10 protein-coding genes are annotated in these 9936 nt (G+C 57.1%); 6 read left to right on the forward strand and 4 right to left on the reverse strand.

Features of this window, described 5'->3' with window-relative positions; all coding sequences use genetic code 11:
• The first annotated feature begins 130 nt into the window (after positions 1-130).
• On the forward strand, positions 131-1489 hold the full coding sequence (locus AC5FXY_RS20245; protein WP_493558542.1) for a type IX secretion system plug protein: 1359 nt from the start codon (positions 131-133) through the stop codon (positions 1487-1489).
• Between the two features lie 148 nt (positions 1490-1637).
• On the opposite strand, the gene AC5FXY_RS20250 is transcribed toward AC5FXY_RS20245, so the two are convergent.
• Positions 1638-2186 carry a hypothetical protein gene (locus AC5FXY_RS20250; RefSeq protein WP_493558543.1) on the reverse strand — a complete coding sequence of 183 codons (549 nt, stop codon included), beginning with the start codon at positions 2184-2186 and terminating at the stop codon, positions 1638-1640.
• A 195-nt stretch (positions 2187-2381) separates the two neighbouring features.
• Here AC5FXY_RS20250 and AC5FXY_RS20255 point away from each other — a divergent pair, with 195 nt between their 5' ends.
• Entirely contained in the window at positions 2382-3818 is a 1437-nt protein-coding gene (locus tag AC5FXY_RS20255; protein WP_493558544.1) for a M48 family metalloprotease, read from the forward strand.
• Positions 3819-3841: 23 nt separating this feature from the next.
• On the opposite strand, the gene AC5FXY_RS20260 is transcribed toward AC5FXY_RS20255, so the two are convergent.
• Entirely contained in the window at positions 3842-4414 is a 573-nt protein-coding gene (locus AC5FXY_RS20260) for a hypothetical protein (RefSeq protein WP_493558545.1), read from the reverse strand.
• 117 nt (positions 4415-4531) lie between these two features.
• On the reverse strand, positions 4532-5632 hold the full coding sequence (gene ychF / locus AC5FXY_RS20265; protein ID WP_493558546.1) for a redox-regulated ATPase YchF: 1101 nt from the start codon (positions 5630-5632) through the stop codon (positions 4532-4534).
• A 435-nt stretch (positions 5633-6067) separates the two neighbouring features.
• Between ychF and AC5FXY_RS20270 the strand changes: the two genes are divergently transcribed.
• A complete protein-coding gene (locus AC5FXY_RS20270) occupies positions 6068-6496 on the forward strand; it encodes a Fur family transcriptional regulator (protein WP_493558547.1) in 429 nt (142 codons plus the stop codon).
• Positions 6497-6736: 240 nt separating this feature from the next.
• Positions 6737-7936: a hypothetical protein gene (locus AC5FXY_RS20275; RefSeq protein WP_493558548.1), complete on the forward strand. Its 1200-nt coding sequence runs from the start codon at positions 6737-6739 to the stop codon at positions 7934-7936.
• Positions 7937-8089: 153 nt separating this feature from the next.
• Here AC5FXY_RS20275 and AC5FXY_RS20280 read toward each other — a convergent pair whose 3' ends face one another.
• Positions 8090-8437, reverse strand: a complete 348-nt coding sequence (locus AC5FXY_RS20280; protein ID WP_493558549.1) for a DUF3276 family protein — start codon at positions 8435-8437, stop codon at positions 8090-8092.
• 256 nt (positions 8438-8693) lie between these two features.
• Between AC5FXY_RS20280 and AC5FXY_RS20285 the strand changes: the two genes are divergently transcribed.
• A complete protein-coding gene (locus tag AC5FXY_RS20285; protein ID WP_493558550.1) occupies positions 8694-9620 on the forward strand; it encodes a DUF58 domain-containing protein in 927 nt (308 codons plus the stop codon).
• A 19-nt stretch (positions 9621-9639) separates the two neighbouring features.
• Positions 9640-9837, forward strand: coding sequence for a hypothetical protein (locus AC5FXY_RS20290; RefSeq protein WP_493558551.1), 198 nt, complete (start codon positions 9640-9642; stop codon positions 9835-9837).
• Positions 9838-9936 lie beyond the last annotated feature (99 nt).

Below are 9936 nucleotides of genomic sequence, written 5' to 3' on the forward strand. Positions count from 1 at the left end.
GCTTCTGCTTGGGCTGCCTCTTTTTTGTTGATTCCCGTTCGTGAAATAGCACCACCCGCCTTCACTACTAAAAGCGAAGTGCCAGCTTTTGGCAATTAGCCCTAGTTTTGGTGGAATCGTACTTGTCTGTATGCTCCGCCGTTTCGCCCTGCTGCTTCCGCTGATTGCCACTGCTGCCTGCGTGCCCCTCGGTACGCCCATCACCGACCCCAATGCCGGCCGGCCCGGTCAGGGAAGCGCCGTGCAAGCGCCCCGGGCCAACACCCAGCTGCGGTTTGAGGACTACGTGTACGAGCAAGACGTGCAGAGCGTGCAATGTTACGCCGCTACGGGCCAGCCCACGGAGGTGTTCAACGCGCCGGTAGTGCCCCTGTCGCAAAGCGGCTCGGTGGCGCTGGAATTCGACATTCTGGGCAGCCAGAGCCGCCGCCTTACGGCCCGGCTGGTGCACTGCAATGCCGACTGGTCGCCCTCGGTACTCACGGACCTGCAATTTCTCAGCGACATCAACGAGTTCAACATCACCCAGTACCGCACTTCTGTCAACACGCAGGTGTCGTACTACCATTACCGGCTGCAGGTGCCGCCCGTAAAGCTGTCCGGCAACTACCTACTGGTGGTGCAGGACGGTACCACGCGCCAGCCGCTTATCTCGCGGCGGATATTGGTGTATGAAAATCAGGTACAAATTGCTGCACAGCTCGGTCTGGCACCTGGCGGTACCGCTCGCTACACCATGCAGCAGATCGATTTTACGATTCGCTACGGTTCCTATCCGCTGGTGAACCCCGCCGTGGAAACCAAAGTGGTGATGCGCCAGAACTTCCGCTGGGACAACGCCAAGTACAACCTGCGGCCCACCTTCGTGCGCGACGCCGAGCAGCAGCTCGACTACCAATACTTCAACTTCGAAAACGCCTTTCCCGCGCTCAACGAGTTTCGTTTCGCCGACTTACGCTCGCTACGTACGGTAGGCCTGGGCGTGGCCCGCTTGGACATCCAGGCGTCGCCGCGCGAAGTGCTGCTGCTGCCCGAAGAAACCCGCGCCGACCGCAGCCACACCCAGTATGAAGATACCGACGGGCAGCGCGTGTTCGAAAGCCGCGAATACGGCAACGGCGCCACCAATGCTGATTACGTCTGGACCACCTTCCAGCTCCGTGCCCCTAGCGTGGCTCCCGGCCCGGTGTACGTCTTCGGGGCTCTTTCCGATTGGAAGCTGAAGGAGGAGTTCAAAATGACGTACAATGCTGAGCAGCAACAATACACCGGACGCTTCCTTTTGAAGCAGGGCTACTACAACTATTACTACGTGGTGGGCCAACCCGGCGGCGCACCGCCCGATGCAGCCTATTTCGAGGGCAGCTACCAGCTCACCCAGAATCAGTACGATATCCTGGTGTATTACCGCCCGCCTGGCACCCGTGCCGATCTATTGATCGGCTACCGACCACTGGCGGTTAACGGTACACAAGTGCGCCAGCGCTAGGAGGCACCGAATATTGAATGCGCAACGTGTAACAGATCCTGAAGGCAGTACTAGAAATGTACTGGTCGGGGGATAATGGCGGGCTACACGCAATTTCTCGTAGCCCAATGACATTTCGTGCTGCTGCTAAGGCCTATTACTGCCGGCATTAGCTTAAGTCTTGTCCCAGCACGCGCTGCGAATCGCGCACTACCGTAGCCCAGGTTTGCTGCATCAGCTCCGTTTCCACGCCGGTGCGGGCTACGTACTGCTGCTGATACTGCTGCAGTTGGGTATGCAGGGCCCGGGCGCGGCTCTGGAAACCAGCAAAATCAGCTACCAGCTGACCTTTTTGCTCGGGCTGCAGCAGGCGCTGGGCGTACACTTTGAAGTACGTATTGGCCAAGTACTCCCGCAGCATAAGCAGCTGTTGCAGCTCGTCGCGGTCGGTGTCGGAAAGCTGATAAGCCATTTGCAGCTCGATGGTAAGGATGCCAGCGGGCTTAGCGGCGGCGGCGTATTCCTCAAAAATGGCGGTGTACTGCTCCGGCGTTTCGGGCTTCACCTGAAACAGCTTGTCGAAGATGAGCATGTTGGCCAATTGCTGCTCCACGGCCTGCCCGAAGTACACGGCCAGACCGAAGTGAGCGTACACTTCCTTGGTTTGCTCTTCGGGGGCGAGCTGGTTGAAATGGTCGAGGATGGGCTGAATATTCATAAGGACGACGAGCAGGCTGCAAGTACGGCAAAAACCGAATGGCCCGGTATTGGTATAACCCGGTAGCAGATTCAGGCGGGCTGGTCTGGGAGGCCAAGGCCTGCATTTGGTGCAGCCGTAACCTTCCCCTACGGCTGAGCCGTTGCAGGACTAGTTCCCGTCGTTCTTTCATTCCTACCTCTACTTTCCAAACCTATGCATACCACCTTGCTTCGTCGCCTGCGGCCCCTGGCTTTGCTGGGGCTGCTGCTGCCGCTGGGCAGTTCTACTAGTTCGTTCATAAACCGGCCCGCTTCGGCAGGCATGGCCCCGGTTCAGGGCGCCCAGCCCGATCCACAGATTGTCGCCATGTTCGGCCTGCTCGACAACGCCAAGCTGCAAAGCTTTATCGACCAGAAAGGCATGCAGATGGGCCGCGTGTCGGATCGGCCCAACGATGTGAAGGGCTTCACCATCGTCGATTCGCCCGTTATCAACGCCTTCGCCACGCCCGATGGCCACGTGTACTTTACGCGCGGCATCATGGCGCACTTCAACAACGAAGCGCAGTTCTCCGGCGTGCTCGGCCACGAAATTGGGCACATCACCGCTCGCCACGGGCAGAAGCAGCAGACACGTTCCACTATTGCCAACGGGGCGCTCATTCTTGGCTCTATTCTGTCGAAGCGCGTGGCTTCCATTGCCCAGCCCGCCTCTCAGGTGGTGGGCATCGGCCTGCTGAAATACGGCCGCGACGATGAAAACGAATCCGATCAGCTCGGGGTGAAATACGCCAGCAAAATCGGATACGACCCCGCGCCCATGGCCGATTTCTTCCTGACGCTGCAGCGCACCGAGCAGCAAAGCGGTGCCGCTGGCCTACCCACTTTCCTATCATCGCACCCAAACTCCGCCGACCGCTACCAGAACGTGAAGAAGCTGGCCGCGCAGGCTGAGCAGCAAGCGGGCAAACAGCTTACCGTCAACCGCGACCAGTACCTGCGCATGATTGACGGTTTGGCCTACGGCGACAACCCCCGCGAAGGCTTCGTGGAAGGTGGGGCGTTTTACCACCCCGAATTGAAGTTCCAGTTTCCGGTGCCACAAGGCTGGAAAACCCAGAACTCGCCCCAGCAATTTCAAATGGCCGAGCCTCAAGGCCAGGCTGTGCAGGTATTGCTGCTCGCCCCGGGCAAGTCTCTCGATGAAGCCGCGCAAGCCTTGGTGCAGCAGCTAAAAATTCAAGGCGCTCAAGCCAGCCGCACCACCATCAACAGCTTCCCGGCCATTGCGGTGCAAGGCGACCAAGCCGGTCAGCAAGGCGTGCAGGCCCGCACGCTCTCGTACCTGATCCAGGATGGCCAAACCATCTATGCGCTGGTGGGCATGAGTGCTCCGGCTACTTTCAATACCTACGGCCCCGTGTTTCAACGCGTAGCCCAAGGCTTCCAGCGCCTCACCGATGCCAACAAAATCAACCGTCAGCCCGAGCGCGTGCGCATCAAGTCGGCCACTGGCAATCAGACTTTGGCACAGGCCCTGTCGGCAAACGGCGTTCCAGCTAAACGGCACGAAGAACTGGCTATTCTGAATGGGATGAAAACCACTGATAAGCTGGCTTCCGGGCAGTTGTTTAAAGTGGTGGGTAAGTAACCCGGCTGACGATTTAAAAGGCGCTAGGCTTCGAGTTGGTCGAGGCCTAGCGCCTTTATGTGTTTCTCGACTTCGGTGCGCTCAAACAAAATCCACACGTCGTCGCCAAATGGCAGGCGCGGTATGAAATTGTCCTCTTTATACCAATTGGCTATACCTACCTGATAGTCGGCAAAGGAGAGTACCACTAGGTGCGGCTCGTTATAGTAGGTTACCTCCTTTTTGCTTTCCAGTCCGTGTTCCGTCCAGGTTTCTTCCCGCAGACCATACACGGAAAAGCCGGTTAGCGTCTGACCGAGGTAACGTTGCCAATGGGCAGCAGTTGGTGCATAGCGTTCGGGGCCCGTGCGGAACGACTCAGGTGATATGGCCAGACTGAAGCTCATCCAACCTTCTACATTTGCCCAGCTGAAATACAGTATGGCTCCGTTTACAAAGAGAAGCTCAAGCTGCAGAGAAATGATATCCGTGCTGAATTGATTAGTAATAAGGCCTTCTTCCGGAAAGGTGTCGTGATAAAATACGGCCTTCAGTTCACGTCCTACTGCTTGGTTCAGCGGCTCGAAGATGTGCCGTTGTAATGCCTCTTGCATCATGCGCTACTACGGAATAGAAAGACGCCCCAACCGAATACCGGCCGGGGCGTTGAAGTTACTAGTTAGCCTGATGCCTGGCTGCGCTTAGCATGCCGTTATGCAGCGAGTAGAGGCAGCTTACACGTTGAAACGGAAGTGCATGATGTCGCCGTCCTGCACCACGTATTCCTTGCCTTCCACGGCCATTTTGCCGGCTTCCTTGATTTTGGCTTCCGTGCGGTATTGCTCGTAGTCGGGCAGCTTGATTACCTCAGCGCGGATGAATCCCTTTTCGAAATCGGAGTGGATGACGCCAGCGGCGGCCGGAGCTTTGTCGCCGCGGTGAATGGTCCAGGCGCGTACTTCCTTGGGCCCAGCAGTGAAGTAGGTGATGAGGTTCAGGATGTCGTAGGAAGCGCGGATGAGCTTGTCCAGGCCCGATTCGGTGAGGCCGTATTCGCCCAGGAACATGGCCTTTTCTTCCGGGTCTTCCATCTCGGCAATCTGTGACTCGATGGCGGCCGAAATCACCACAATCTGGGCGTTTTCGTTGGCCACGTGGGCGCGCAGGGCTTCCACGTAGGCGTTGCCACCGGCCGGAATGCTGCCTTCATCCACGTTGGCGGCGTAGATGACGGGCTTGATGGTGAGCAGCTGCAGGTCTTCTACTGCGGCCAGGTCGTCCTCCGAAGCGTCAAGCGAACGGGCGTTGTTGCCGGCTTCCAGGTGCGCTTTGAAGCGCTGCAGGGCCGTTACTTCCTTCTTGGCCACCGCGTCGCCGCTTTTGGCCGAGCGCTCCGACTTCTGCAGCTTCTTATCGATGCTTTCGAGGTCCTTCAGCTGCAGTTCCGTGTCGATTACGTCCTTGTCGAAGACTGGGTCTACCCCGCCAGCTACGTGCACGATGTTGGGGTCGTCGAAGCAACGCACCACGTGAATAATGGCATCAACCTCGCGGATGTTGGCCAAAAACTTATTGCCGAGGCCTTCGCCTTTAGAAGCACCTTTTACCAAGCCGGCAATGTCAACGAACTCCACGATGGTGGGTATCACGCGCTCGGGTTTCACGATTTCCTCCAACACCAGCAGGCGCGGATCGGGCACGGTTACCACGCCTACGTTCGGCTCGATGGTGCAGAAAGGATAGTTGGCCGATTCGGCCTTGGCGTTCGACAACGCGTTGAACAGGGTAGACTTACCTACGTTAGGCAGCCCGACGATACCGCAGCGAAGACCCATGGGGCGGTGAATGAGTGACTTAGTGAATGAGCGAATCCGGCCAGCCGGCCAGATTCGGCTGCAAAGGTACGAAGCCAAAGCGGGCGTAGCACAGTGCCGCAAAATGTAGCGGTCAGGGCCCGCACAGCCAAGAGGGGTATGGACGAATAAGTTTGGCAGCTGCACTAAGTTGAAAGGCTTTGCCGAGAGCAAGGGGCGCTACCTCCCAACGCTGCTTATTCCTTATGTAATCGGTTACTGCACACGGCGGCATCAATCTCGGGCATAGGCCATGTATTTCCAGCTAGCATATAAGTGCCTGTACCTCCGCTAGCAGTTATCGAATTGCTTGTATCCAAACAACGATGTTGCAACTAAGAGCAGTTGCGGGCGGTTTTGCTGTACTAATAGCGTTTCGCGAAACGTATCTTTGTTATTGCCATTTCGAGTACTACTATGTCCACGCCCGACCGTTACGTTCAGCTGCTTTCGCACCACGGCCTGCGCAATACGGCCGTACGCCGCACCGTGCTGCAGGTGCTTTCTAGCTCTCCTTATGCTCTGTCGAGCAACGAGATAGAGCAGGCACTCGGCGGCGAGGCCGACCGTATTACGTTGTACCGTACGCTCAAGGCTTTTGAGGAAAATGGCCTGATTCATCGTGTGCCCGACAATACGGACACCGCCAAGTATGCGGCTTGCTCCATCGAATGCTCGCAGCACGAGCACTTCGACAACCACGTGCATTTTAAGTGCTCCAGGTGCCAGCACACGTATTGTTTGCAACAAGTAAGCATTCCAACGGTGGCCTTGCCGGCCCAGTTTACAGCTGATAATCGCGACTATTTGCTTCAAGGAACGTGCGGACAATGCAAAAACACCTGAGCTGAACACTAGTATTGAGCTCACTGAAAACAGGCCTGCGTGGGACGTAGGCCTGTTTTTGTTTGATGGGCTAACTGAAAGAGCAAGTCGTAGACCAGCTTAGGTCTTGGCTTAGTAGGTTAGTGAGGCTAGAAGATGGGGCTACAGCGGAATGATGGAATAATTTTTTGGCTATTTTTAATTGCAACATTGTTTCAAATAATATCTTTGGGCGTTCAATCACTTTCCCCTTGCTGAGCTATGAAGCAAAAACATCTTTACCCGGTTGCGCTCTTTTTAGGGCTTGGATTGGCTACTTCCTGTGAAAAGAAGACGGCCGAGCCGGCCAAGCCGGAAACCGAAAGCAGTTACGCCCGGCTGTTGATAACCGACAAAACCAGCAACGTTGTTACACTTATTAATCCTGCCAGCAAGGAGCAAACCACTTTTCAGGCTACGCACGGCGGTAGCTCCGTGTACCCTTCAGCTACCGGCCGCTGGGCGGCAGTAGTGAGCGGGAGCAATAACCTGGTGGAGTTTTTCGACACCGGCATCGACCGGCACGACGACCACGTGCACGTGCGGGGTACGGCCAAATGGGGCCTGACCAAGTCCACCGAGCCCACGCCCTCACACGTGTATGCCTCGCATAACATGCTGAGCATTTTCAATGATGGCAACGCTTCCATCAGCTACGTGGGGGAGGGGCAGCTGCACACCGAAGCGGCACCGGCCCGGTTTGTGACCGGAGCCCCGCACCACGGTGCCATGATTCGGTTCGACAATGGCAATTATGCCGTGACGCACAAAAACAACACGGAGTCGGGCTCGTTGCCGGAGCAAGTAAAGATTGTGAACACCCAAGGCACCGTGCTGGCTGCCCCGAGCGTATCTACGCAGGGCATCCACGGGGACGCCGGCGACGGGCAGCAGGCGCTGTTTGGGTCGTCGAGCGGGGTGCTGGTAGTGCGTCAGACTGGCGAGCAGCGGCTTATTCCGTATCCGGCGGGCGCGGGCTCCAACTGGCTGTCGACTATTTACTACGCCCGCAAAGACCGTACTTTTCTGGGCTCCCGCAACGGCTACGGCGTGTTTCGCATTGATCTGAATGCCAATACCATGACCCAGGTAGGAACCACTGCCCGGTTCGTGCGCGTGGCCTTGGACGAGGAGGGCGAAACCATCATGGTGCTCGGCGAGGATGGCCAACTGACGGTGTACGACGCGGCCACCGGCACGCGCATAGCCAGCCGCTCGCTTAGTGGGCTGCTGGATGCTCAGGCTGCTACGCCTTACCTGGCCGCAAGCCGGCGCTACGTGTACGTAACCAATGCCCCGCAAGGCAAGGTGCACATGCTGAACAAGAGCGACCTGTCCGACAAAGAAACCTTCGCCGTGAGCGGGCAGCCGCTGCGCTTGGCTTTCGTCGGGGCTGACCTCGACAGCGAAGACGGCCACTAGGCCACCACTTTTAGACCGAGATTGACCTAGCCCCGCCGCCAGTATTTAACTGGCGGCGGGGCTTTTTTGCGAGAAGCTCGGAAAACAGCGACGCGCAAGCGCTGCGGCCGGAGCTGCAGCGCTTGCGCGTCGAAAATGCTTGGTAGCCTAAGCTTAGTAGTTGTCGGGCGTATAGGCAGGACCTTCGTAGCGGTTGGGGTCTTCGAAAGCGGGACGGGGGCGGTCCAGCTCGGCTACTTCTTCAGCGGTCAGCAACTCCTGACGCACGTAATCGATGGCGTCCTGTAGGGCGTCGGCGAACTTCAGAAAATCCTCTTTGTACAGGAAGATTTTGTGCTTCTCGTAGGAGAAGGTATCATCGTCGCGGAGGCGACGCTTGCTTTCGGTAATGGTCAGGTAATAATCCTGACCGCGCGTCGCCTTCACGTCGAAGAAGTACGTGCGTTTGCCGGCTTTAATGCGCTGGGAATAAATCTCGTCCTGTTCGTAGCGGTCTTCCACGGGTTCCAGCTAAAAAGATGAAGAAAAGGGAGGGAGTTGGGTTATTTTGAGAGGATTGAAAAATCTCCGGCTAAAGCTAGCCGTTTGGGGGCGTAGATAAAAATTTACTTGCAGAAAATTGAGCCATACCAAGTTTTGAGCGGCCCTAGGAAGGCTTCGGATGGTACATTTCCGCCTTAAGCCTGACATGGCGGGCACTTGTGGCGCAACGGGCTCGTTACCTTAGCGGTCCTTAGCCGCTTCTTTTGTCTTGCCTATGCCTTCCGCTCAGCCCCTCGATCTGGCCACCGTTCGCTCGTTTGAAAACCTGGAGTTTCTGGCCCGGCAGCTGGTAGATGGCTTTATTACCGGGCTGCACCAGTCGCCCTACCATGGCTTTTCGGTGGAATTCTCGGAGCACCGGCTGTACAACCCAGGCGAAAGCACGCGGCACCTCGACTGGAAAGTGCTGGCCCGCACCGATAAGCTATTTGTGAAGCGCTACGAAGAGGAAACCAACCTGCGCTGCCACGTACTGCTGGACGTATCCTCTTCGATGTACTACCCGCGGCCTCACTACGATAAGCTGCACTTCTCGGTGCTGTGTACGGCCGCGCTGGCCACCATGCTGCAAAGGCAGCGCGACGCCGTAGGCCTGGTCACGTTTTCCGACAAAATAGAGCTGCAAACCCCGGTACGTTCCACCAGCACGCATCGCCACACCCTGCTGCTGCTGCTGCAGCAACTCATGGAGCGGCAGGCGCCCACCGAGCGCGGCGGCACCAATGTGGCCAGCGTGATTCACCAGATTGCGCAGCAGATTCCCAAACGCTCCTTGGTAATCATCTTCTCCGACATGCTGGGCCGCAGTCAGCAAGACCAGACCGAAACGCTGGCCGCGCTGCAGCACCTCAAGCACCAGCACCACGAGGTGCTGCTGTTTCACGTGATAGACCGCGCTACCGAAGCCGATTTTGACTTTGCCGAGCGCCCGTACGTGTTCGAAGACGTGGAAACGGGCGAGCGGGTGAAGCTCAGCCCCGCACAGGTGCGGGACCAGTACCGCAAAGCCATGCAGGAATACACCCAGGAGCTGGCCCTGCGCTGCGGTCAGTATCGCATCGATTTTGTGCCGGTGGATATCCGCGAGTCGTTTGACAAGGTGCTTTACGCCTACCTAGTGAAGCGCCGAAAAGTCCGGTAATCAGCTCTTTATTCTTACCATGGAATCACTCGCGCTATTTGTCGCCTGCTTTATTTTGACAGTGCTCAGTGCTCTGCTCACTACTTACATCGCTCAGGGGCGTTCGTTCTGGCGCTGGTTTCTGATTGGGATGGTGCTGCCATACTTGTCCATTTTCATTGCCATGATTGTGGTGTACCGCGAGCAGCGGGCCGAGGAAGGCGCATCCAAGCCATAAGCTTTGTAGGACCAACTTAATGGGCATTGCTGCTGACGTAGGCTTGTTGCATGTACTTGTGTAAACTATCATCAGTGTAGCGCGTTGTTCAGTCCCAAC

The organism is Hymenobacter sp. FMD4 (genome assembly GCF_058932745.1).